The 22,109-nt window shown below is 64.9% G+C and carries 21 protein-coding genes; 9 read left to right on the forward strand and 12 right to left on the reverse strand.

The window, feature by feature from the left end; all coding sequences use genetic code 11:
- Positions 1 to 214: 214 nt before the first annotated feature.
- Positions 215 to 712: an outer membrane beta-barrel protein gene (locus G4G71_RS04250; RefSeq protein ID WP_169935572.1), complete on the reverse strand. Its 498-nt coding sequence runs from the start codon at positions 710 to 712 to the stop codon at positions 215 to 217.
- A gap of 205 nt (positions 713 to 917) precedes the next feature.
- Positions 918 to 1,607, reverse strand: coding sequence for a Crp/Fnr family transcriptional regulator (locus G4G71_RS04255; RefSeq protein ID WP_169935574.1), 690 nt, complete (start codon positions 1,605 to 1,607; stop codon positions 918 to 920).
- 74 nt (positions 1,608 to 1,681) lie between these two features.
- On the opposite strand from G4G71_RS04255, the gene G4G71_RS04260 reads away from it, so the two are divergent.
- Positions 1,682 to 2,206 (forward strand): Mpo1 family 2-hydroxy fatty acid dioxygenase, encoded by a 525-nt coding sequence (locus tag G4G71_RS04260; RefSeq protein ID WP_169935576.1) that lies wholly within the window; start codon positions 1,682 to 1,684, stop codon positions 2,204 to 2,206.
- Positions 2,207 to 2,212: 6 nt separating this feature from the next.
- Here the strand turns inward: G4G71_RS04260 and G4G71_RS04265 are convergent, their stop codons facing one another.
- Positions 2,213 to 3,001 (reverse strand): MmyB family transcriptional regulator, encoded by a 789-nt coding sequence (locus G4G71_RS04265; protein ID WP_169935578.1) that lies wholly within the window; start codon positions 2,999 to 3,001, stop codon positions 2,213 to 2,215.
- 143 nt (positions 3,002 to 3,144) lie between these two features.
- Here G4G71_RS04265 and G4G71_RS04270 point away from each other — a divergent pair, with 143 nt between their 5' ends.
- The gene (locus G4G71_RS04270; RefSeq protein WP_054910819.1) at positions 3,145 to 3,546 is read left to right on the forward strand and encodes a hypothetical protein; all 402 of its coding nucleotides are present in this window, start codon (positions 3,145 to 3,147) and stop codon (positions 3,544 to 3,546) included.
- 154 nt (positions 3,547 to 3,700) lie between these two features.
- Here the strand turns inward: G4G71_RS04270 and G4G71_RS04275 are convergent, their stop codons facing one another.
- Together G4G71_RS04275 and G4G71_RS04280 are read right to left on the reverse strand one after the other, a co-directional pair.
- Positions 3,701 to 4,291: a 2-hydroxychromene-2-carboxylate isomerase gene (locus tag G4G71_RS04275; protein WP_169935580.1), complete on the reverse strand. Its 591-nt coding sequence runs from the start codon at positions 4,289 to 4,291 to the stop codon at positions 3,701 to 3,703.
- Between the two features lie 170 nt (positions 4,292 to 4,461).
- On the reverse strand, positions 4,462 to 5,190 hold the full coding sequence (locus G4G71_RS04280) for an SDR family oxidoreductase (protein WP_024762115.1): 729 nt from the start codon (positions 5,188 to 5,190) through the stop codon (positions 4,462 to 4,464).
- A gap of 104 nt (positions 5,191 to 5,294) precedes the next feature.
- On the opposite strand from G4G71_RS04280, the gene G4G71_RS04285 reads away from it, so the two are divergent.
- Positions 5,295 to 5,858 carry a TetR/AcrR family transcriptional regulator gene (locus tag G4G71_RS04285; protein ID WP_169935582.1) on the forward strand — a complete coding sequence of 188 codons (564 nt, stop codon included), beginning with the start codon at positions 5,295 to 5,297 and terminating at the stop codon, positions 5,856 to 5,858.
- A 222-nt stretch (positions 5,859 to 6,080) separates the two neighbouring features.
- Here the strand turns inward: G4G71_RS04285 and G4G71_RS04290 are convergent, their stop codons facing one another.
- The 7 genes from G4G71_RS04290 to G4G71_RS04320 form a co-directional block, all read right to left on the reverse strand.
- Entirely contained in the window at positions 6,081 to 6,830 is a 750-nt protein-coding gene (locus tag G4G71_RS04290; protein WP_169935585.1) for a sulfite exporter TauE/SafE family protein, read from the reverse strand.
- A 160-nt stretch (positions 6,831 to 6,990) separates the two neighbouring features.
- The gene (locus tag G4G71_RS04295; RefSeq protein WP_065348185.1) at positions 6,991 to 7,980 is read right to left on the reverse strand and encodes a sulfate/molybdate ABC transporter ATP-binding protein; all 990 of its coding nucleotides are present in this window, start codon (positions 7,978 to 7,980) and stop codon (positions 6,991 to 6,993) included.
- 14 nt (positions 7,981 to 7,994) lie between these two features.
- The gene (gene cysW / locus G4G71_RS04300; RefSeq protein ID WP_045215472.1) at positions 7,995 to 8,867 is read right to left on the reverse strand and encodes a sulfate ABC transporter permease subunit CysW; all 873 of its coding nucleotides are present in this window, start codon (positions 8,865 to 8,867) and stop codon (positions 7,995 to 7,997) included.
- A 10-nt stretch (positions 8,868 to 8,877) separates the two neighbouring features.
- On the reverse strand, positions 8,878 to 9,696 hold the full coding sequence (gene cysT, locus G4G71_RS04305; RefSeq protein WP_169935587.1) for a sulfate ABC transporter permease subunit CysT: 819 nt from the start codon (positions 9,694 to 9,696) through the stop codon (positions 8,878 to 8,880).
- Positions 9,697 to 9,816: 120 nt separating this feature from the next.
- On the reverse strand, positions 9,817 to 10,815 hold the full coding sequence (locus G4G71_RS04310) for a sulfate ABC transporter substrate-binding protein (RefSeq protein WP_169935589.1): 999 nt from the start codon (positions 10,813 to 10,815) through the stop codon (positions 9,817 to 9,819).
- A 156-nt stretch (positions 10,816 to 10,971) separates the two neighbouring features.
- Positions 10,972 to 11,154: a sulfur starvation response protein OscA gene (gene oscA / locus G4G71_RS04315; RefSeq protein WP_088419983.1), complete on the reverse strand. Its 183-nt coding sequence runs from the start codon at positions 11,152 to 11,154 to the stop codon at positions 10,972 to 10,974.
- 140 nt (positions 11,155 to 11,294) lie between these two features.
- Entirely contained in the window at positions 11,295 to 13,568 is a 2,274-nt protein-coding gene (locus tag G4G71_RS04320) for a putative bifunctional diguanylate cyclase/phosphodiesterase (protein ID WP_169935591.1), read from the reverse strand.
- Positions 13,569 to 13,747: 179 nt separating this feature from the next.
- Here G4G71_RS04320 and desA point away from each other — a divergent pair, with 179 nt between their 5' ends.
- From desA to G4G71_RS04350, 6 genes are all read left to right on the forward strand, one after another.
- On the forward strand, positions 13,748 to 14,929 hold the full coding sequence (gene desA / locus G4G71_RS04325; RefSeq protein WP_169935592.1) for a delta-9 fatty acid desaturase DesA: 1,182 nt from the start codon (positions 13,748 to 13,750) through the stop codon (positions 14,927 to 14,929).
- Between the two features lie 138 nt (positions 14,930 to 15,067).
- Positions 15,068 to 16,036 (forward strand): GGDEF domain-containing protein, encoded by a 969-nt coding sequence (locus G4G71_RS04330; RefSeq protein ID WP_024762123.1) that lies wholly within the window; start codon positions 15,068 to 15,070, stop codon positions 16,034 to 16,036.
- 1,045 nt (positions 16,037 to 17,081) lie between these two features.
- Positions 17,082 to 18,491 carry a hypothetical protein gene (locus G4G71_RS04335; RefSeq protein ID WP_169935594.1) on the forward strand — a complete coding sequence of 470 codons (1,410 nt, stop codon included), beginning with the start codon at positions 17,082 to 17,084 and terminating at the stop codon, positions 18,489 to 18,491.
- Between the two features lie 58 nt (positions 18,492 to 18,549).
- Positions 18,550 to 19,644, forward strand: a complete 1,095-nt coding sequence (locus tag G4G71_RS04340; RefSeq protein WP_024762125.1) for a DegT/DnrJ/EryC1/StrS family aminotransferase — start codon at positions 18,550 to 18,552, stop codon at positions 19,642 to 19,644.
- Between the two features lie 10 nt (positions 19,645 to 19,654).
- Positions 19,655 to 21,175, forward strand: a complete 1,521-nt coding sequence (locus G4G71_RS04345) for a lipopolysaccharide biosynthesis protein (RefSeq protein WP_169935596.1) — start codon at positions 19,655 to 19,657, stop codon at positions 21,173 to 21,175.
- Positions 21,176 to 21,177: 2 nt separating this feature from the next.
- Positions 21,178 to 22,107, forward strand: coding sequence for a glycosyltransferase family 2 protein (locus tag G4G71_RS04350; RefSeq protein WP_169935598.1), 930 nt, complete (start codon positions 21,178 to 21,180; stop codon positions 22,105 to 22,107).
- Positions 22,108 to 22,109: the final 2 nt, after the last annotated feature.

Here is a 22,109-nt window from a genome sequence, read left to right on the forward strand (position 1 = left end):
CCTTCTTGTTATTGTGAGCTGCCTGATTCGCCCGGGCGCGTGTTCTCTGGCGCCAGAAATGCAGCTATTCCTAGGCTAGCTGCGAACCTTGCCGCTGCAACCGTCCGAAAGAGTGATTTGTGCAGCTGAACCGATGCCGGCGGAGGGTTCGGGAGGGGGAGGACTGCTCTGGGGAGAGCCGAACCTCCGCCGGGCTTTGCGGGGCAGACGGGCGTCAGAAGCGCCAGTAGGCCGAAAGGGTGGTCTGGTCGAGATCGATGTCGCCAACCTCCAGGTACTCCTGCTCCAGGCGCACGCCCAGACCGCCGATCACGTCCATTTCACCGCCGAAACCGTAGAGCGCGTCCACGTCGTCGGATTTGCCGGCGGCATCGTCGTCGGCGTGCCAGGCATGCACGCCGGCGATGCCATACAGGCGGATGCGCTGGCCGATGGGGAAGCCCAGGTGGACGTTGGCTTGCAGCGACTCGCCGTCGAAGTGCTTCTTGCCGTCGTTCATGTCACCGAAGTCGACCACCGCGCCTTCCAGGGACAGGTAGTTGTTGAAGCGGTAGCCGGCGTACAGCTTGTAGCTGTTGTCGTGGTCATCGAAGGACCGGTCGTCGATCTCGAGGCGGGTCACGCCGCCACCGACGTAGAGGCCGCTGTCGTCGGCCATCGCCAGGGCCGGAGCGGTCAGGGCGAGGGCGCAGAGGAGTTTCGAAAGGCGCATAGGATTCCCTTGCGGCCGGCGTGGAGCATCGGCCGCCTTGCTGTCTTGCGGAGGGTTTGGGTGCTGCACTGGCACGGGTTTTTCGGCGCCAGCGCAGCAGCGGGGGAATTAGAGCGGGGCAGTGGCGGGCGCGACCATCGAAGCTTGTCGAGAGTCGCCTGGCTTTTGTTCTAGAGGCTGCTGTTCTGGAGAGTGCCGGCGCGGATCAGGCGTGGGCGGCCTGGCGCAGGCGTTCGCGGTCCAGTATCTCGATGCCGCCGTAGCTCAGGCGCACGATGCCCTGGGCCTCCAGGTCCTTGAGAATCTGGTTGGTGGTCTGCCGCGACAGCGAGAGCATGGCCGCCAGCTGGTCCTGGGGCAGGTGCAGCTCGCGCTTGGCGGTGGCCGACTCGCCGTAGCCCTCGGCGATCATCAGCAGGCGCCGGGCCAGGCGCGGCGCGGCGGGCAGCAGCGACAGCTCCTCCAGCACGGCGAAGGTGATGCGCAGCTTGTGGCTCATCAGCAGGGCGAAGTCGCGCCAGTATTCCGGGTGCTGCGCCAGCAGCGCCTGCAGCGGCGCCAGGGGCACCTGCAACAGCACGGTGGCGCCTTCGGCGTAGGCGTCGTGGGTGCGCGGCTGGCCGTCGAACAGGCAGATCTCGCCGAACCAGTTGGACGCTTCCACCAGGGCCAGCAGCGCTTCCTTGCCGCTTTCGCCGACCACGCTGACGCGCATCGCGCCTTCCACCACGCAGTACAGGCCGCACGGCGCATCGCCGCGGGCGAACAGCCGTTGCCCGGCGGGAAGGCGGCGCACCACCGCGGCGTCGCACAGCGCCTGGCGCAGGCCTTCCGGGAGGGTCTGGAACCAGCGGCCTTCCGGCAGGCGGGAGAGGTAGGGCTTGGCGTCGGTCATGGGTAATGTCGGCTAGCTGACAGAGTGGCGAGGCGCACATCGCCATGATGCCAGTACCTTGCGGGAGAACAACAATGAAAACGCTCGTCGACCACCTTGCCCAATATGCCGCCTACCACCGTGACCGGCGGAACATCGTCAGCCATTTCATCGGCATCCCGATGATCGTGCTGGCCATCGCCACCCTGTTGTCGCGTCCCGGCTTCGAGCTGGCAGGCCTGCTGGTCTCGCCCGCCACGTTGCTGGCGCTGGCCTCGGTGGTGTTCTACCTGCGCCTGGACCTGCGCTTCGGCCTGCTGATGACTGCGCTGCTGGCGCTGTCGCTGTGGATCGGCGCCGCATTCGCAGCCGGTACCACGGCGTCCTGGCTCGCCTGGGGGATCGGCCTGTTCGTGGTGGGCTGGATCATCCAGTTCGTCGGTCACTGGTACGAAGGCCGCAAGCCGGCGTTCGTCGATGACCTCACCGGGCTGATCGTCGGCCCGCTGTTCGTCGCTGCCGAAGCGGCCTTCCTGCTCGGCCTGCGCGACGAAGTGCGCCACGCCGTGGAAGAGCGCGCTGGCCCCACCTGCATCCGCGAGAAGAAGGCGACCGCCTGATTCAGCTCACTCCGTACCGCTGAGCTGGCGCAGGATCCGGGCGCTGTCGGGGTCGGCGGGGAAGAAGGTTTCCAGCGCCAGCTCCGACAGCGTCACGTCCACCGGCGTGCCGAACACCGTGATGGTGCCGATCAGGCTGCACACGCCCAGTTCGGTCTGCAATTGCACCGGGATCAGCACCATGTCGCCGCTGGCCGCTTCGTCATAGGCGGGCGCCGGATAGGCCGCCACCTCGTCGCGCAACGCCGCCAATGCCGGGTCGCCGCTGGCCTCGTAGTCGCGCTGCAAGCGCTCCACCACATGCGCCTTCCACGGCCCGAGGTTGAGGATGCGCGGTGCCAGTCCCTTCGGGTGCAGGCTCATGCGCAGCACGTTGATCGGCGGTTGCAGCAGCGCCGGGTCGACGCCGAGCAGGAAGATATCCACCGTGCGGTTGGACGCCAGCAGATTCCAGTGGCGATCCACCACCATCGCCGGGTTCGGCTCGTGGGCCTTGAGCAACTGGTCGATGGCCTGTTTCGCCACGGTCAGCGCCGGATCGTCCAGGCCTTTCTCCGAATACACCGGGGCGTAGCCCGCCGCACTGAGCAGGCGGTTGCGCTCGCGCAGCGGAATGTCCAGTTGTTCCGCCAGGTGCAGGAGCATCTCGCGGCTGGGCAGGGCGCGGCCGGTTTCGACGAAGCTCAGGTGGCGCGTGGAAATCTCCGCGTCGCAGGCGAGGTCGAGCTGGCTGAGCCGGCGGCGCTGGCGCCATTGGCGGAGCAGGGCGCCGACCGGTTGGGCTGGACTATTCATGGCTGGACTGTTCATGGTTTCGAACGATAGACCTCCCGCCCCGTAACGGCCATTACCTGGCAGGTAATCGACGCACCTACGTCCCGGGCGGATTCTTCAGCCACACGCCGCCAACCGGTGGCGATCCCTGAAGGAGCTTCGCCATGACTCTGCTGCAACCGTCCCCGCTGCTTCGTCTCACCCTCAAGGCCGACGCCCTGGCCGGCGGCGCCATGGGCCTGCTGATGGCACTGGCCGCACAACCGCTAGGCCAGCTGCTGGGCCTGCCGTTCGTCCTGCTGCTGGTGGCCGGCATCGTCCTGTTGCCGCTGGCGCTGGTGCTCTACTGGATGTCCAATCAGCCGGCGCTGTCGCGCACCGGAGTCTGGGCCGTGATCGCGCTGAACGCGCTGTGGGTGGTGGAGAGCGCCGCCCTGCTGGTGACCGGCTATGTGCAGCCGACCGCCCTGGGCTATGCCTTCGTCATCGGCCAGGCGCTGGTGGTCCTGCTGTTCGCCGAACTGGAGTTCTTCGGCCTGCGTCGCTCGGCTGTCCTGGCGCTGTGACGTTCGCGAGCACGCTTTACGCCAGTTTGTAGGATGGGTGGAGCGCAGCGATACCCATGCGGTCGGTGCGCGGAATCGATGGGTATCGCTGCGCTCCACGCCATCCTACGTAGGTGGTCACCGGCGCCGCTGTAGATGTTGATCGCGAACCGCTTTACGCCAGCGCTTCGCGAACGAAGTCGAGGCGATCCTGGCCGAAGAACATCTCGTTGCCGACGAAGAAGGTCGGCGCTCCGAACATGCCGCGCTTGATGGCCGCCTCGGTGTTGGCCTTCAGCGCATCCTTCACTTCCTGCTCGGCGGTCAGCGCCAGCAACTCCTGCGGGTCGAAGCCCGCCTCGGCCAGCAACGGGCCGAGCACCGCCGGGTCGCCCAGGTTCAGCGCATCCACCCACATGCCCTTGAACACGCAGGCCAGCAGCGCCTCGAAACGCTCCGGCTGGCGTAGCTGGATGCCAGTGGCGGCACGCATCAGGGTGAGGGTATTGATCGGGAAGTGCGGGTTCATCTTCATCGGCACGCCATAGCGGCGGGCGAAGCGGGTCATGTCGATCAGGGTGTAGCGACCCTTGGCCGGCACGGCGATGGGCGAGGCGTTGCCGGTGGCCTGGAACACGCCGCCCAGCAGCACCGGACGGTAGACCAGCTCGGCGCCGGTTTCGGCGCAGATGCCCGGCAGTTGGGTATACGCCAGATAGGAAGTCGGGCTGCCGAAGTCGAAGTAGAACTCGACGGATTTGCTCATGAGTGGCTCTCTCTTTTTATGTGGGTTCGCAAAATCGGCATACGACCTTGCGAGCTAGAGCCAGGCTAGGCGGAATTCAGCAGGGGCGCGGAGTTTACGTTTGTAAATGAGCAGCCCCTGCTGGATTCCAACGACGCCTGGCCGACGCGCAGCTAGTCGTCTGCCGATTTTTACCAGCGCTCGATCCAGGGGCGCAGATCCAGTTCGAAGGTCCAGGCATCGCGCGGTTGCGAATGCAAATACCAGTAGCTGTCGGCGATGTGCTCGGGGTCGAGGATGCCGTCCTGGTCCTTTTGTGCGTACTTCTGCGGGAAGTTCTCGCGGATGAATTCGGTGTCGATGGCGCCGTCCACCACCACGTGGCCGACGTGCAGGCCCATCGGCCCCAGTTCGCGGGCCATGCTCTGCGCCAGGGCGCGGATGCCGTGCTTGGCCCCGGCGAAGGCGGCAAAGCCGGAGGCGCCGCGCAGGCCGGCCGTGGCGCCGGTGAACAGGATGGTGCCGCGCTGGCGTTTGACCATGCGCTTGGCCACTTCGCGGCCGGTGAGGAAGCCGGAGAAGCAGGCCATTTCCCAGATCTTGAAGTACTTGCGCGCGGTCTCCTCGAGGATGCTGCACGGTACGTTGGCGCCGATGTTGAAGACGAAGGCTTCGATGGGGCCGATGTCGCGCTCGATGGTCTCCACCAGCTCGATCACCGCTTCTTCCTTGCGGGCGTCGGAGGCGAAGCCGTGGGCCTCGCCGCCTTCGGCGCGGATGGCATCCACCAGCGGCTGCAGCTTGTCCGCCGAGCGCCGGGTGACGCAGGCGACGTAGCCCTCGCGGGCGAAACGGCGGGCGATGGCGCCGCCGGTAGCATCGCCGGCGCCGATGACCAGGACGACTTTCTTGTTCGACATTCTCGTTTCCTCAGGGGTGCGCGAAATTTGGTAAACGGTCGTTAGGTAAACGAACGTTATGTTAATATTCGACGCATCGTCAACCGCTTCGACGGAGGCGCTCCATGCGCTACTCAGCAACCCACAAGGAAGAAACCCGCCAGCGCCTGCTCGACAGCAGCGGCTCGCTCGCCAAGCAGGGCGGTTTCGCCACCACTGGCGTGGACGGGCTGATGAAGGCCGTAGGGCTGTCCGGCGGGGCGTTCTACAACCACTTCGGTTCGAAGGACGAACTGTTCGCCGCCATCGTCGAGCGCGAGCTGAGCCAGAGCGTCGAACGCCTCGCGGCGAAGGGCAAGGTGCTGGACCGTGCGCGCCTGGAGCGCGGACTGAAGCGCTACCTGAACGTCACCCATGTGCAGGATTCGGCTGCCGGTTGCGCGATTCCGGCCCTGGGCGCGGAGATTGCCCGCGCCGACGAGTCCGTACGACAAAGCGCCGAGGATGCGCTGGTGGAGTTGCAGCAGGCCTGGGCTGAGGTTCTGGGTTCGGCGGAAGACGCCTGGGCATTGCTGGCGCAGTGCGTCGGCGCGCTGATGCTGGCGCGGATGGTGGCGAGCGAGCAGGCGCAGAAGGTGATCGTCGAGTCGAGCCGGGATTTCCTGATCCGTCACCTGGACGAGAAGTGAGCTACATCCCTTCGGGGCGCAACCTCAGCGTTGTTCACCGGCTCTCGTAGGGCGAATAACCCGGCACGGGTTATCCGCCGGGATGGCGGATAACGCTCTAGGCGTTATGCGCCCTACGCGGCTGGGTTCGCGAGGCCGAATCCGTTCCCTTCGGATAACGGCATTCCCCACATCCCTGTGGGTCACAAGCTCGCTCCTACAGAAAAGCAATCCGGCGCGAGATTAAATACCGCGAATGGCGAGGTCCGCGCCCAGCAGCAACAGCCCGCCGAAGAAGCAGCGGCGGAACGCCATCGGGCTGATCCGCGAACGCAGCCAGGTGCCCAGGTACATGCCTGCCAGCGCCGGCAGCAGGGCCAGCAGGGACAAGCCGAGCACGTCTGCCTGCAATAGCGAGCCGTGCTGGCTGAGGGTGATCGCCAGGGCCAGCGTCGATACGGTGAAGGACAAACCCAGCGCCTGTACCAGATCGTCCTTCTCCAGGCCGAGGGCCTGCAGGAAAGGCACGGCGGGAATCACGAAGACGCCCGTCACGGCGGTGACGCCGCCGGTGATCACGCCGATCAGCGGTGACAGCCAGCGCTCATGTTTCGGCGCCACGCTGAAGCGTTTGTTCGACAGCCCCAGCAGCGCATAGAGGATCAGCGCCACGCCCAGCAACGGCGTGGCCGCCGGCCAGTTTTCCCCCGCCAGCAGCCAGCCCACCGCCAGCGTGCCGACGACTATGCCCACCAGCATCCCCCACAAGCGTTTGAGCAGCCCGAGGAAACGCGGGCCAGCGGCGAGTTGCCAGACGTTGGTAACGGTGGAGGGGACGACAAGGATCGCGGCCGCCTGCATCGGCGGCATCACCAACCCGAGCAGCCCAACGGCCACAGTGGGCAGGCCGAGGCCCACCACGCCCTTCACCAGGCCAGCGAGGAGGAAGGTGAGGACGATCAATTCGAGGTGCTGGGGGAGGGCGTCGAACATGGCCGGGCCTTATTGAAAGCAAGGCCGGCAGGATACGAGGGTTTGAAAGCCGGGGGAAAGCGCGGGTGGCTCTCTGTAGGAGCGAGCTTGCTCGCGAACCTGCCCCGCAGCGGGGTTGTTCGCGAGCAAGCTCGCTCCTACAGAAAAGCGGTTTGCTGGATCAGATATTCGCCACCGGCTGATAGGCCTTCGGCTTGAAGTACAGCGTCTCGCCACGCGCCAGGCCGGTCAGGCTGTCGTGGTCCTTCACCACCTCGGCCTCGATCAGCTCGTCCTGGCCGTCGACCTTGAGGGTCACGCGGGTGATCGCACCCAGTGGGCGGATGTCGCGGACCTCGGCGGCGCGGTGCTCGGCCACTTCGGAGCGCGACAGCGAGATCTCGTGCGGACGGAACAGCACGTGCTCGTCACCACCCAGGTGCAGGCGGTTGGAGTCGCCGAGGAAGTGGTAGACGAAGTCGCTGGCCGGGTTCTCATAGACTTCGCCCGGCGAGCCGATCTGCTCGATCACGCCCTTGTTCATCACCACGATGCGGTCGGCGACTTCCATCGCTTCTTCCTGGTCGTGGGTGACGAACACGGAGGTCAGGTTGATCTCCTCGTGCAGGCGCGCCAGCCAGCGGCGCAGTTCTTTACGCACCTTGGCGTCGAGGGCGCCGAAGGGCTCGTCGAGCAACAGGATCTTGGGTTCCACCGCCAGCGCGCGGGCCAGGGCGATACGCTGGCGCTGGCCGCCGGAGAGCTGCTCCGGGTAACGGTCGGACAGCCAGTCCAGCTGCACCATGTTGAGCAGTTCGTGAACCTTCTCGGCGATGCGCGCTTCGCTCGGGCGTTCCTTCTTCGGCTTCATGCGCAGGCCGAAGGCGACGTTGTCGAATACCGTCATATGGCGGAACAGCGCGTAGTGCTGGAACACGAAGCCGACGTTGCGGTCGCGCACGTCGTGCTGCGAGACGTCCTCGCCGTGAAACACGATGTTGCCGGCGTCCGGGGTTTCCAGGCCGGCGATGATGCGCAGCAGGGTGGTCTTGCCGCAGCCGGACGGGCCGAGCAGGGCGACCAGTTCGCCGCTGTGGATGTCCAGGTTGATGTCGTTCAGCGCCTTGAAGGCGTTGAAGTTCTTGCTGACGTTACGGATCTCGATGCTCATGGCTGGGCTCTCACTTATTCATCGTCAGCTTTGACTTTGGTGCGGGACAGGCGCGACTCGCTCCACTGCTTGAGCAGCAGGATGACGAGGGCCATCAACAGCAACAGGGTGGCAACGCTGAAAGCGGCGACGTGGTTGTACTCGTTGTAGAGGATTTCGACGTGCAGCGGCAGGGTGTTGGTGACGCCGCGGATGTGCCCGGACACCACCGACACGGCGCCGAACTCGCCCATGGCCCGCGCGGTGCAGAGCACCACGCCGTAGATCAGGCCCCATTTGATGTTCGGCAGGGTCACGTGCCAGAACATCTGCCAGCCGTTGGCACCGAGCAGGCGTGCGGCTTCTTCTTCCTGCGTGCCCTGTTCCTGCATCAGCGGGATCAGTTCGCGGGCGACGAAGGGGAAGGTGACGAAGAGGGTGGCCAGGACGATGCCGGGCACGGCGAAGACGATCTGGATGTCGTGGTCCGACAGCCACTCGCCGAAGTAGCCCTGGGCGCCGAACAGCAGCACGTAGATCAGGCCGGCGATCACCGGGGAGACCGAGAACGGCAGGTCGATCAGGGTGACCAGGATGCTCTTGCCGGGGAACTCGAACTTGGTCACGCACCAGGCAGCGGCCACGCCGAACACCAGGTTGAGCGGCACCGAGATGCCCACGGCGATCAGCGTCAGCTTCAGTGCGGCCAGCGCATCGGGCTCCAGGATGGCTTCGAAGAAGGTGCCGAAGCCCTGCTTCAGTGCCTCGCTCAGGACCACGAACAGCGGCAGCAGCAGGAACAGCGCGAAGGCCAGCCAGGCCAGCGCGATCAGGGCGCGGCGGCCCCAGACATTACCCCGGCGAGCAGCGTTGGCAGCGGCCGCGGCGGAAAGGCTTGCGGTACTCATGGCGCGCTCCTCAAGGCGTTTCGATGCGGCGCTGCAGCAGGTTGATCAGCAGCAGCAGGACGAAGGCGACGACCAGCATCAGCACGCCGATGGCGGTGGCCCCGGTGTAGTCGTACTGGTCCAGCTTGACCATGATCAGCAGCGGCAGGATCTCGGTCTTCATCGGCATGTTGCCGGCAATGAAGATCACCGAGCCGTACTCGCCGACGCCGCGGGCGAAGGCCAGGGCGAAGCCCGTCAGCCAGGCGGGCAGCAGCGCCGGCAGCAGCACATGGCGGAATACCTGCAGGGGCTTGGCACCCAGGCAGGCGGCGGCTTCTTCGATTTCACGCGGGATATCCGCCAGCACCGGCTGCACCGTGCGCACCACGAAGGGCAGGACCACGAAGGTCAGCGCCAGGGTGATACCCAGCGGGGTGTAGGCGATCTTCAGGCCGATCTCGGTGGCGAAGCGCCCGACCAGGCCGTTGGGCGCATACAGCGCGGTGAGCGCGATGCCGGCCACGGCGGTGGGGAGGGCGAAGGGCAGGTCGATCATCGCGTCGATGATCTTGCGGCCGGGGAAGCGGTAGCGCACCAGCACCCAGGCCAGCAGCGTGCCGATCACACCGTTGATCAGGGCGGCGATCAGCGCGGTGCCGAAGCTCAGCTTGAGCGCGGCGATGACTCGCGGCGCGGTGATGATGGTCCAGAACTGATCCCAGGAAAGCTGGGTCGTCTTGAGGAACATGGCCCCCAGCGGAATCAGCACCAACAGGCTGAGGTACACCAGGGTGTAGCCCAGAGTCAGCCCGAAGCCGGGTATGACCGGGGAGATGCGTCGCGACATTGTCTGTCCTTTCTCGTGAACGCGTTAAGCCCCCGCCATGGGGCGGGGGTTTTCGTTCCGGCGGGCTGTGCACCGCCCGCCGGATCGGACCGCCCGGCGCAGTGCCGGGCGGGTGGCGCATCACTGCGCCTGGTAGATCTTGTCGAAGATGCCGCCGTCGTTGAAGAACTTCGGCTGTGCGGATTTCCAGCCACCGAAGTCCTTGTCGATGGTCACCAGGTTCAGTTTCGGGAACTGGTTGGAGAACTCGGCAGCGACCTTGGCATCACGCGGGCGGTAGAAGTTCTGCGCGGCGATGCGCTGGCCTTCTTCGCTGTACAGGTACTTCAGGTATTCCTCGGCGACCTTGCGGGTGCCTTTCTTGTCGACGGTCTTGTCGACGACGGCCACCGGCGGTTCGGCCAGGATCGAGATGGACGGAACGACGATCTCGAAGTTCTCGCCACCCTGTTCCTTCTTGGCCAGGAAGGCTTCGTTTTCCCAGGCCAGCAGTACGTCGCCAATGTTGTTGTTGACGAAGGTGATGGTCGAACCGCGGGCGCCAGTGTCCAGAACCGGGACGTGCTTGTACAGGTTCTGCACGTATTCCTGGGCTTTCTCGTCGCTACCGTATTGCTTCTTGGCCCAGGCCCAGGCGGCCAGGAAGTTCCAGCGGGCGCCGCCGGAGGTCTTCGGGTTCGGGGTGATGACTTCCACGCCTTGCTTGGTCAGGTCGCCCCAGTCCTTGATGCCCTTGGGGTTGCCCTTGCGCACCAGGAACACGATGGTCGAGGTGTAGGGGGTGCTGTTGTCGGGCAGGCGGGCCTGCCAATCGGCCGGCAGCAGCTTGCCGAGCTTGTTCAGTTCGTCGATGTCGCCGGCCAGGGCCAGGGTCACCACGTCGGCCTTCAGTCCGTCGATCACGGCGCGGGCCTGCTTGCCCGAGCCACCGTGGGATTGCTGCACGGTCAGGTCGTCGCCGCCCTGGGCCTTCCAGTGCTTGATGAAGGCGGCGTTGTAGGCCTGGTACAGCTCGCGGGTCGGGTCGTAGGAAACGTTCAGCAGTTGGGTGGCGGCGGAAACCGGGCCGGCAATCAAGGCGCTGGCGAGGGCGGCCAGGGCGAAACGGCGGATGGACATGTGCAGCTCCTGAAAAAAATGCAGTTCTTTATGTTTGTTTGGCAGGGTCTTTCGGGGGGGCGTTGTCAGCCACGCATTCGTGGCTGACAGCTGCAGTACCGGTGGGGCAGGACGGTCATGGCGACACTCCGGCAGTCCAGTCGTGGTTGCGCAGGCTCAGGCAGGTTTGCCAGGGGTCTGCTGCAGGCGGAATTTTTCCTTGCGCTCGATCTGCACGACCTGGCCGTTGTGAACGGTGATCTCGACGGCGCCGAAACGCAGGCCACGCAGGGCGCTCTGCACTTCACGCAGGATGTTGGCTTCGTCCTGGCCGTCCAGGCTACGGAGGGTTGCGCTCATGGGTATCTGCTCCTAGTGGGTTTACCACCGGCCGTTTCACCTACGGCGCGTGCGGTGTGAGCGCATCTTAGGCAGGAGCTGGATATTCTTAAAAATACTGTTTAAGAATTTTTATATATCCGAAAGTTTTTAGCGAGGTTTCATGCGCCGCCGCGCGGTAACTGTGCCAGCAGAATGCTGGCCGGCTGCGGTGCGCCGTACCAGTAACCCTGACCGAAGTTGCAGGCGTGAGTGAGGAGGAAGGCGGCCTGGTCGGGACGTTCGATGCCCTCCGCGACCACCTGCAGGCCCATGCTCTGGCCCAGGGCGATCACCGCGCAGGCGATGGCGGCGTCCTCGGACTCGTCCGGCAGGCCGGCGACGAAGCCCTGGTCGATCTTCAGCTTGTGCACCGGCATGCGCTTGAGGCGCATCAGCGAGGAGTAGCCGGTACCGAAGTCGTCGATGGCCAGGTGCACCCCCAGCAGGCGCAGCTGGCACAGCAGTTCCAGCGCCTGGTCGAAGTTCTCCATGACCGCGCTTTCGGTGATCTCCAGCTCCAGGTGGTGGGGCGCCAGACCGCTCTGTTCCAGGGCCAGGGCCACGCGCTCCTCCAGACCGCCGCGGCCGAACAGCCGGCTGGAGACGTTCACCGCGATGAAGTCCAGGTGGATTCCGTCGTCCAGCCACTGGCGCATCTGCCGGCAGGCGCGCTCCAGCACCCAGGCGTCGATGGCGGTGATCAGGCCACTTTCCTCGGCGACCGGGATGAATTCGCCGGGGGCAATGAGGCCGTGCTGGGGGTGCTGCCAGCGCACCAGCGACTCGACGCCGACCATGCGGCCGCTGGCGAGGTCGTGTACCGGCTGGAAGTACAGGCGCAGTTCGTCGTGGTCCAGCGCGTGACGCAGCGCGGACTCGACCTGCACGTGGGAGCGCGCGCGGGCGGTCAGCTCGGGGGTATAGAAGGCATAGAGGTTGCGTCCGCTGGCCTTGGCCTGGAACAGCGCGGCGTCGGCGTGCTGCATCAGGTGGTCGACGTTGCGTGCATCCTCGGGGAACAGGCTGACGCCCAGGCTTACCGACATGTAGATGAGCTGGCCATTGACCTCGAAGGGCGCGCTCATCGCTTCCAGCAGGCGCTGGGCGAGGCTGCTGGCGTGATGCGGCTGCTGGCTTTCGAGGACCACGGCGAACTCGTCGCCGCCCAGACGCGCCAGGGAGCAGCGCTCGTCCAGGCAGACTTCCAGGCGCTCCGCCACGGCGCGGATCAGCAGGTCGCCGATGTTGTGGCCGAGGCTGTCGTTGATGTGCTTGAAGTGGTCCAGATCGATGCTCAGCAGCGCGCCGCCGCTGCCTTCACGTTCGGCACGGGCCAGCGCCTGCTCGATGCGCTCGCGCAGCAGCAGGCGGTTGGGCAGGCCGGTGAGCGGGTCATGGTGGGCGAGGAAGTCCAGTTCGTGCTGGGAGCGCTTGAGGCTGCTGAGGTCGGAGAACACCGCGACGTAATGGGTCAGCTCGCCTTCGTCATTGCGCACGGCGCGGATGTGCTGCCACTGCGGGTACACCTCGCCGCTCTTGCGGCGGTTCCAGATTTCGCCGCTCCAGACACCCTGTTCATGCAGGGCGGTCCACATGCGCTGGTAGAAGGCGGCATCCTGGCGGCCGGACTTGAGCAGCGAGGGCTGGCCGCCGAGCACGTCTTCGGCGCTGTAGCCGGTGATGCGCGAGAAGGAGGGGTTGATGTGCACGATCACGCCGCGAGCATCGGTCACCAGCAGGCCTTCCTGGGTTGCCTCGAACACGGCGGCGGCCTGGCGCAGGTGGTCTTCGTTGCTGCGCTGGTGGGTGATGTCGCGGTTGATGCCGGTCAGGCGCAGGGGGCGGCCGTCTTCGGCGCGGGTCAGGCGGCCGCTGCTGCGTACCCAGCGATAGCTGCCGTCGCCGTGGCGGATGCGGTAGACGCACTCCAGGCGCGTGCGCAGGCCCTGGATGCAGTCCTGGTGGAGGGCCAGGATGCGCGCGCGGTCGTCCGGGTGCAGGCGGTTCTCCCAGAGCAGCAGGTCATCGCTCAGGTGCTCCAGGGGCAGGCCGATCAGGTTGGCATAGCCGGGCGAGTAGTAGACGCGCTGGGTTTCCAGGTCCCAGTCCCAGATGCCGTCCTCGACCACCGCGAAGGCGCGGCTCAGGCGCTGCTCGCTGTCGGTCAGCGCGGCGAGGGCGGCGTGCTGCCGGCGAAAGTGCCGCCAGAGCAGAAAGAACAGCACCAGGAAGGTAATCGCGAGGAAGACGTACTTCTTCAGCTCCAGTGCCCGCGCCAGCGAGGCCGGGTCGCGCAGGACATTTTGTAACCATTGGTCACCCAGCCAGACCCAGAGGGTGGCGGCGACCAGGTACAGGAAGCTGATGCGCAGGGCGCTGAGGCGTGGATTCATGCGGTAGTGGGTTGGAATTATTGGCTGAGCAGTATAAATGATGGCCACTTGGCCTTGTTCGTATCTAAAAGACCGGATGGTAATCCGGACCTGCTTAGTGATAATGCGGGCTGGCTCTTCCCGGCAACGCATGCCCAGCAAGGCGTTGCCCACACCCCTTCCGAGGTACAGTATCGCCTATGTGGTACAACGGTTTCCTTGATCTGTCGCCGTGGCAACTGGTGGCGGTCACCCTGATCCTGACCCATATCACCATCGTCGGTGTCACGGTCTACCTGCATCGTTATTCCGCGCACCGGGCGCTCGACCTGCACCCGGCGCTGCAGCATTTCTTCCGCTTCTGGCTGTGGCTGACCACGGCCATGAACACCCGCGAATGGACCGCCATCCATCGCAAGCACCACGCCAAGTGCGAGACCGCCGAGGACCCGCACAGCCCGGTGTTCAAGGGTCTGGGCACCGTGCTGCGTACCGGCGCCGAGCTCTATCGCAAGGAGGCGGAGAACGCCGACACCCTGCGTATCTACGGCAAGAACTGCCCGGAAGACTGGATCGAACGCAACCTCTACTCGCGCTTCCCCATCGGCGGCGTGGTGCTGATGGCGATCATCGACCTCGCCCTGTTCGGAGTGCTTGGCATGACCGTCTGGGCCGTGCAGATGATGTGGATCCCCGTGTGGGCCGCCGGCGTGATCAACGGCCTGGGCCACGCCATCGGCTACCGCAACTTCGAGTGCCGCGATGCCGCCACCAATCTCGTGCCCTGGGGCATCCTGATCGGCGGTGAAGAGCTGCACAACAATCACCACACCTACCCGAACTCGGCGAAGCTGTCGGTGAAGAAGTGGGAGTTCGATCTGGGCTGGGCCTGGATCAAGGTGTTCAGCTTCCTGCGCCTGGCCAAGGTGGCCCGCGTGGCGCCCATCGCCCACCGCGTGGAAGGCAAGGGCAGCCTGGACATGGACACCGCCATGGCGATCCTCAACAACCGCTTCCAGATCATGGCCCAGTACCGCAAATTGGTGATCGGCCCGCTGGTGAAGCAGGAACTGGCCAAGGCCGACGAGTCGGTGCGCCACCTGTTCCGCCGCGCCAAGCGCCTGCTCTCTCGGGAGACCAGCCTGCTGGAAGAGCGCCATCACGCGCGCATCCAGGACCTGCTCGCGCAGAGCCAGTCCCTGCAGGTGATCTACGAGAAGCGCCTGGCCCTGCAACAGATCTGGGTGAAAACCAGCGCCAACGGCCACGACATGCTCGCCGCGATCAAGCAGTGGGTGCACGAGGCGGAAGCCAGCGGCATCCAGTCCCTGCGCGAATTCGCCGAGCAGCTGAAGACCTACTCCTTGCGCCCGGCCGTCTGAATGACGGAAGCGTCCTAGGACGTTGAGAGATGCGTCTCAAGAAAAGCCCGCCGTTCGGCGGGCTTTTCGTTTAATTTGCAGCAGCCTGGCGTAGTTTGCGGTCATAGCCCCGGTCAATGAGCGGGAGGACGCTGATACATGGATGAGAATAAATTGCCGGCCGATCAGGAAGAGGCCTTGCTGGCATTGCTGCACAGTCGCGCCGAGGTGACGCGCCTGAAGGAGCGCGAACAGCTTTTCAGCGCACTGCTGGCCAGTGTGAACTCGGTGCTCTGGGCCTTCGACTGGCAGGCCCAGCGCATGGTCTATGTCAGCCCGGCGTACGAGCGCATCTTCGGTCGCTCCGCGGCGCTGCTGCTGGCGGATTACAACGAGTGGCGCAACTGCATCTATCCCGATGATCTGGACTACGCCCAGAGCACCTTGCAGGAAGTACTCGAGCGCGGCGCCATCGAGCAGCGCGAGTACCGCATCCTGCGGGCCGACGGCGAGGTGCGCTGGCTCAGCGACAAATGCTTTGTCAGCCAGCACAGCGATGCCGGCCTGCCGCTGATGATCGTCGGCATTGCCGAGGACATCACCGACAAGAAGCACCTGGAAACCGAGCTGCACCGCCTGGCCACCACCGACGTGCTGACCCAGAGCAGCAACCGCCGCTACTTCTTCGACAGCGCCGAGCAGGCCTTCCGCGACTGCAAGGCGACCTCCACGCCGCTGGCCTTCCTGCTGCTGGACGTGGACGACTTCAAGAAGATCAACGACGTCTACGGCCACCAGGTCGGCGACGTGGTGCTGCAACGCATCGCCCAAAGCGGCGCTGGCGCATTGCGCCGCGGCGACCTGTTCGGCCGTATCGGTGGCGAGGAGTTCGCCGTGCTGCTGCCCGGCTGCGACGAGAACATGGCGCGGCAGATCGGCGAGCGCCTGCAGCGGGAAGTGCAGCGTCTGCGCTTCAATGAGGCCGAGCATTTCTTCAGCGTGACCATCAGCCAGGGGCTCACCCTGCTGCAGCCCGATGACCAGAATCTTTCCGCACTCTACAGCCGTTCCGACGCGGCGCTGTATCAGGCAAAACGCACCGGCAAGGACCGCATTGTTCAGGGATGAAACACATCCGCCATGTCCACGGCGGATACATTAATACTTTCCGACTAATACTTTTAACGCAGATACGAAGGTGTACGTTTATGCTGTCAAAACGCCTGTGTCGGGTTTATGGCGCCTTATAAATCAATAAGTTACAAAGACTGATTTGCCTTCTGTCGGATTCCCGGCGTGGGAGTGCTTCCTACGTTGACATGCCTTTGTCCCCCCCTCTATTACTATCCACATAGCAATATCGTGTGGTGTCCGGATGAGACACCTCAGGGAGTAGTCGCAAGAGCAGTAAGGTCAAGGAAGATTCTGCCCCCCTCTTCTTCCTGTCATTTTCCTATCGCTGCCTGAACACTTTCGTCAGCCTTCTTCGCTGCGGAAGCGCGATAGTTTTTTGCTGTTGTTTTTCCAGATTTTCGGAACAGGCCGAAGGGCGGTAGCTTTGCCCAGCGAAAACTAGCGGCCACTCCAGGGACGAACAGTTGATTGTCGTTGTTTGAATCGGGTCATTCGAACTCGGGCGGTAGCCTTGTCTTCGAATTTTGTGAAAGGCCCGGTACAGAGCTTCTCCTGGATTGGAGTCAGTGACGATGGCCGCTCGAAGAATGGATAACGACGGAACTTTGCGTTCCCTCGAAGCAGGCAGAAAGAACAGCCCGTTGCACTCGGAAAGTTTTTCTTTCACGGGGCTGCGAAAGTCTGGCGTCAAACTTTGCGGTGCTCATGAGCAATATGCTTTCGCCCGCTTAGTTAATTTAGCGATGAGTTATGCCATGTATCCAAGGTGTAACGATGCTGAACTTTCGTCGAAACTTTTCCTGCATCCTTCAGTGCCTGTTTCATTGCCGAAACACTCACCTCCATTTATCCCCGAAGTTACCTCGCCGGCATCCGCCATCAATTCCGAAGACTCTCCCGCCGCCTTCTCGAAGAGGGTGCGCGTGCCTGCGGCTGCGCCGCGAGTGACGGAATTCCGGCGCGAGCGCTGCCACCCTGCCGGCCGACAGTGCCGGTATCACGAAAGCCGCGCGCCTCGTCGCGCTGGGAGTCAAGGCTGATGGCCGAGCAATCGCTTCTTTCCAACTATGCCTGTGTGGTCGGCGGCGCCGGCCCGGCAGGCATGGGTTTCCTCTTCAACGCCTACAAGACCGGCGCGCTGGCGAGTCTCGCCCGTGATGGCCTGCTGGTCGTGGATGCTGCACTGGCGGTCGGCCGTGGCCGGCTGGGGGACTATCACATCACCGCGAACTCGGTGGGCGATGTGTTCCTCGACTGCCTGCGCGATCCGGCGTTGCTGCCGATCTTCGCGCCGCTGGCGCATTCGCCGGCGTTCCGCGCGCTGCAGAACGACCCCCATGGTGCGCCGATGCTCACACAGGTGGGCGAGCTGCTGGCCCATGCCTCGACCCTATTCATGCGCTACGTCACCGAGCACCTGGGCGTCGAAGTGGCACTGGGTACCCGCATCGAGAAGATCACCGCGCAGGACGACGGCAGCTTCCAGCTGGCGCTGCGCAGTGGCTCCCATGGCGTGCAGATCGGCGCCGGCACACTGGTGATGAACCTCGGCGGGCGGCAGAACCGCGAGTACCTGAACTGGAGCCTGGCGGAGCAGGACCTGCATCTGTCCCACGACGGCCCGACGGTTTACTCCTCCGACGCGCTGCTCAGCCTGAACCCCGCCGAGCTGGTGGAACTGTTCGGCGACCGGGTCACCCCGGGCACCCGCTTTACCGTGGTCGGCGGTTCCCACAGTGCCTTCTCGATCCTCGACAACCTCGCCTGCGCGCTGGACTGCCTGGGACTCGAGCAGATCACCCTGCTGCACCGCGCGCCGATCCGGCTGTTCTTCGAGAGCGTCGAGGAAGCCCGCGCCGCTGGCTACGTGGTCGACGAAGGCATGGATGTCTGCCCAGTCTCCGGCCGGGTCAACCGTTCCGGCGGCCTGCGCTACCGCGCCCACCAGGTCGGCACCGACGTGCTGGCCAACGGGATCGTCAGCGGTACGCGGGTGAAGGTCGAACTTCTCTGTCTGGAAGACCGTTCGCCCGCCGTGCGCGAGCGTCTGGCTCAGGTCTGCAGCGAGGACGGCGTGATCGTCCAGGCCATCGGCTACCAGCCCTGCCTGCCGGCGCTGCGCCGCGCCAACGGCGAGCCGCTGCAGGTGCGCGAGAGCAAGGGTGGGCTGGACTCGGACGCTGCCGGCTGCCTGCGTGACCTCAATGGCCGGCCGATCCCCGGCCTCTACAGCTTCGGCCTCGGCTCGGGCCTCGCGGCCAATCCGATGCTGGGCAGCGAGCGTTCCTTCGACAGTCGCATCTATGGCGTCTGGCAGTTCCACCACGACGCCAGCGGTCGGGTCATCGAGGCCCTGCAGGAGCACCTGGCCAACCGCGCGACGCCAGCCGCGCAACCCATGGAAAGCGGCATCGACGACGCGCCTTTCGCGTTGTCGGCGCTGGGCTGAGCGGCGCGTACGCCAGCGACGAGCTAACGGATTTTCCATCCAACAGAGGGATGCGACCGTGATCAATGTGACCAAGACCTACCTGGGCAACCTAGACAAGTTCAAGGCCTATGTGGAACAGATCTACGCCTCCGGCTGGATCACCAACCACGGCCCCTTCGTCACGGAGTTGGAAGAGCGCCTGCAGGACTACTTCGGCGTTCGCCATGTGATTCTCACCAATAACGGCACCATCGCCCTGCAGGTGGCCTACCGCGCCCTGGGCGTGACCGGCAGTGCCGTCACCACCCCCTTCAGCTTCGTTGCCACCAGCAGCACGCTGCAGTGGGAGAGCATCCGCCCGCGCTTCGCCGACATCGACGCGCGGACCTGGAACCTCGACCCTGCCCGCATCGAAGCCAGCCTTGCGCCGGATACCACCGCGATCGTCGCCACCCACGTGTTCGGTAATCCCTGTGCGGTGGAGGAGATTCAGGCGGTGGCCCAGCGCAACCGGTTGAAGGTGATCTACGACGGTGCCCATGCCTTCGGTTCGCGCTACCGCGACCGCTCGGTCCTGGCCTGGGGCGATGCGACCACCCTGAGCTTCCACGCCACCAAGCTGTTCCACACCATCGAGGGCGGCGCCATCGTCACCTCCGATGACGAGTTGGCGAAGCAGATCCGCCTGATGTGCAACTTCGGCATTGCCGGCGTCGACCAGATCGTCGGCCTGGGGATCAACGCCAAGCTCAACGAGTTCTCCGCGGCCATGGGCCTGTGCGTGCTCGACGAGATCGACGACATCCTCGCCCAGCGCGAGGAAATTGCCGCCCGCTACACTGCGTCGCTCAGCGGCTACTACGACCTGCAGGCCAGCGAGAGCTACGCGCGGCTGAACAACAGCTACTACCCCATCGGGCTGCGCGACGAAGCCCAGGTGCTGCGCGTGCGTACTGCGCTGAACGAGATCGGAGTCAACCCGCGGCGCTACTTCTACCCGTCGCTGGACACCCTCGATTACCTCGCCCCGCAGGTGCCGCAGGTGCAGTCCCGCGAACTGAGCCAGCGCATCCTCTGCCTGCCCCTGTACCCGGGCCTGCCGCAGGAAATCCAGCGCGCCGTGATCGAAGTGCTGCTGCTGGAAAGCGGCCGCGTCGCGGTCGCGGTGTAAGGGGACGATCATGCGCACCGCACGCTCGCTGTCGATGGTCCGCAACACCCTGCTCAACTATGCAGGGCAGGCGTACGCCATCGTCATCGGCATCCTGATCCAGCCGTTCTACCTCGGCCACCTGGGCGCCGAGGCCTACGGCCTGATCGGCTTCTTCGCGGTGTTGCAGACCTGGTTGCTGCTGCTCGATGTCGGCCTGTCGCCGGCGCTGGTACGTCAGGTGGCCCACGGCCGTGGTGTGAACGGCGAAGGCCAGGACCAGGCACGCCTGCTGCGTTCGTTCGAGCTGATCCTGCTGCCGCTGACGGCCGCCAGCACCCTGGCGGTGTTCGGCGGCAGCGGCTGGATCGCCGGGCAGTGGCTGAACGTGCAGCAGTTGTCGCCGGGACTGGTGGCGCAGTGCATCAGCCTGATGGGGCTGCTGGTCGCCCTGCGTCTGTACGCCACGCTTTACCGCAGTGCACTGCAGGGCCAGGAACTGCACGCGTATATCAATGGCGTGAACGTGTTCATCACCACCCTGCGTTACTTCGGCGGCCTGCTGTTGGTGGCGCACATCAGCCAGGACCCGCTGGTGTTCTTCCAGTTCCAGGTCGCGGTATCGCTGATCGAGGCGCTGCTGCTGGGTGGCAAGGCCTACCTATGGATGGACGTGCGCCTGCTGACCCGCTTCTGCTGGGACACGGTGCGCCCGGTGCTGCCCTTCGCCCTGGGCATGTCGCTCACCTCCTGCCTGTGGATCGTCCTCACCCAGCTGGACAAGGTCCTGCTGTCGAACCTGCTGCCCCTGCAGCAGTACGGTTATTTCTCCCTGGTGGCGCTGATTTCCGGCGGCATTCTCAGCCTGGTCAACCCGCTGGCGCAGTCGCTGCTGCCGCGAATGACCATGCTGGTCGCCGAAGGACGCCACGACGACATGCAGCAGCTCTATCTCAAGGCGAACCGCTTTGTCTGTGTGCTGCTGTTCCCGATGGTCGCGGTGATCGCCGCTCATGGTCATGACCTGGTTCTGGCCTGGAGCGGCGATGCCGTGGCCGCCAGTTGGTGCCGGCCGATCCTCGTCTGGTACGTGCTGGGCTCCGGCCTGCTGGCAGTTGCCAGCTTCCAGTTCTACCTGCAGTACGCCCATGGCCAGCTGCGCATGCACGTCTGGTACAGCGTCGTTTCCACCCTGGTGAGCGTGCCGCTGGTGATCGCCAGCGCCTACCTGTACGGCGTCGTTGGCGTGGCGCTGTGCTGGTTCGGCCTGCGCCTGGTGTCCTTCCTGATCTGGCCGCTGATCGTGCACCGCACCTTCGCTCCGGAGCTGCACGGCACCTGGCTGCGCGACACCCTGCAGATCGCCGCGCTCAGCGCCGCCGGCCTGCTGCTCAGCGAGCCCTTCTACACACTGCTGGCCCGCTCGGGCGAGCGCCTGTGGCTGCTGGCGGCGCTCGCCGCGTGCGGCCTGATCACCCTGTTCCTCGTCGGCGCGGGCTCTGCCCCGGCTCTGCTGCGCCTGTTCAAACCGTCCCACAAGCCGAGTGTCTAGACATGGATATCCGCTCCGAGCTGCAGATCCTCTCCAACTGGCCGGAAGACCCGAAGCCTCTCTTGAGCGTCGTTTGCCTGGCCTACAACCAGGTCAACTACATCGGCCGCACGCTGGACAGCTTCCTGGAGCAGGTCACCGACTTCCGCATCGAAGTGCTGATCAACGATGACGCCTCCACCGACGGCACCAGCGAAGTGATCGCCGACTACGCGGCGCGCTATCCGCACATCATCAAGCCGATCTTCCACAAGGAAAACCAGTACTCCAAGGGCTTGTCCCACGGCCTGCCGGTCTTCCGCAAGGCGCGCGGCCGCTACATCGCCTACTGCGAGGGCGACGACTTCTGGACCGACCCGCGCAAGCTGCAGATCCAGGTCGATTTCCTCGAGAAGAATCCCGACTACGTCATCACCTACCACGACGCCTACACCTTCAACGAGGACGGCGTGATCAAGCCGATGCAGCTCACCGGCAAGTTCCGCCGCGACGCCAGCCGCGTGGAGCTGCAGCAGGCGCGGGCGATCTCCACGCTGACCACGGTGTTCCGCAACGTGCTCACCGAAATGCCCGAGGAGCTGCTCACCACGCGCATGGTCGACCTCTGCTGGTGGTCGCTGCTGGGTGCCTACGGCAAGGGCCGCTTCATCGAGGAAATCCGTCCCGCCGCCTACCGCGTGCACAAGGGCGGGATCTTCTCCATGCAGGCCGACCGCGTGCAGCAGCACATGACCCTGCACACCTACTACTGCCTGTCGCGCTACTACCAGCGCCTGGGGAACCAGGAGCTCAACGAGTATTTCCTGATGCAGGTCTGCCGGATGTCCATGGCTGCCATTTCGCCCATGCGCAAGGTACAGGCGTTCCTGATGTTGATCGGCAACCACGGCGTCAACCTGCTCAAGCGGCTGAACCCGATTCAGGCGCGCTGAGC

Origin of the sequence: Pseudomonas multiresinivorans (genome assembly GCF_012971725.1) — a bacterium.
In the GTDB taxonomy this organism is placed as follows: Bacteria; Pseudomonadota; Gammaproteobacteria; order Pseudomonadales; family Pseudomonadaceae; genus Pseudomonas; species Pseudomonas multiresinivorans.

Excerpts from the sequence above, each read along its gene's own strand:
- G4G71_RS04250 (WP_169935572.1), bottom strand. The coding sequence starts at position 712 with ATGCGCCTTTCGAAACTCCTCTGCGCCCTCGCCCTGACCGCTCCGGCC.
- G4G71_RS04255 (WP_169935574.1), bottom strand. The coding sequence starts at position 1,607 with ATGACCGACGCCAAGCCCTACCTCTCCCGCCTGCCGGAAGGCCGCTGG.
- G4G71_RS04260 (WP_169935576.1), top strand. The coding sequence starts at position 1,682 with ATGAAAACGCTCGTCGACCACCTTGCCCAATATGCCGCCTACCACCGT.
- G4G71_RS04265 (WP_169935578.1), bottom strand. The coding sequence starts at position 3,001 with ATGAATAGTCCAGCCCAACCGGTCGGCGCCCTGCTCCGCCAATGGCGC.
- G4G71_RS04270 (WP_054910819.1), top strand. The coding sequence starts at position 3,145 with ATGACTCTGCTGCAACCGTCCCCGCTGCTTCGTCTCACCCTCAAGGCC.
- G4G71_RS04275 (WP_169935580.1), bottom strand. The coding sequence starts at position 4,291 with ATGAGCAAATCCGTCGAGTTCTACTTCGACTTCGGCAGCCCGACTTCC.
- G4G71_RS04280 (WP_024762115.1), bottom strand. The coding sequence starts at position 5,190 with ATGTCGAACAAGAAAGTCGTCCTGGTCATCGGCGCCGGCGATGCTACC.
- G4G71_RS04285 (WP_169935582.1), top strand. The coding sequence starts at position 5,295 with ATGCGCTACTCAGCAACCCACAAGGAAGAAACCCGCCAGCGCCTGCTC.
- G4G71_RS04290 (WP_169935585.1), bottom strand. The coding sequence starts at position 6,830 with ATGTTCGACGCCCTCCCCCAGCACCTCGAATTGATCGTCCTCACCTTC.
- G4G71_RS04295 (WP_065348185.1), bottom strand. The coding sequence starts at position 7,980 with ATGAGCATCGAGATCCGTAACGTCAGCAAGAACTTCAACGCCTTCAAG.
- cysW (WP_045215472.1), bottom strand. The coding sequence starts at position 8,867 with ATGAGTACCGCAAGCCTTTCCGCCGCGGCCGCTGCCAACGCTGCTCGC.
- cysT (WP_169935587.1), bottom strand. The coding sequence starts at position 9,696 with ATGTCGCGACGCATCTCCCCGGTCATACCCGGCTTCGGGCTGACTCTG.
- G4G71_RS04310 (WP_169935589.1), bottom strand. The coding sequence starts at position 10,815 with ATGTCCATCCGCCGTTTCGCCCTGGCCGCCCTCGCCAGCGCCTTGATT.
- oscA (WP_088419983.1), bottom strand. The coding sequence starts at position 11,154 with ATGAGCGCAACCCTCCGTAGCCTGGACGGCCAGGACGAAGCCAACATC.
- G4G71_RS04320 (WP_169935591.1), bottom strand. The coding sequence starts at position 13,568 with ATGAATCCACGCCTCAGCGCCCTGCGCATCAGCTTCCTGTACCTGGTC.
- desA (WP_169935592.1), top strand. The coding sequence starts at position 13,748 with ATGTGGTACAACGGTTTCCTTGATCTGTCGCCGTGGCAACTGGTGGCG.
- G4G71_RS04330 (WP_024762123.1), top strand. The coding sequence starts at position 15,068 with ATGGATGAGAATAAATTGCCGGCCGATCAGGAAGAGGCCTTGCTGGCA.
- G4G71_RS04335 (WP_169935594.1), top strand. The coding sequence starts at position 17,082 with ATGGCCGAGCAATCGCTTCTTTCCAACTATGCCTGTGTGGTCGGCGGC.
- G4G71_RS04345 (WP_169935596.1), top strand. The coding sequence starts at position 19,655 with ATGCGCACCGCACGCTCGCTGTCGATGGTCCGCAACACCCTGCTCAAC.
- G4G71_RS04350 (WP_169935598.1), top strand. The coding sequence starts at position 21,178 with ATGGATATCCGCTCCGAGCTGCAGATCCTCTCCAACTGGCCGGAAGAC.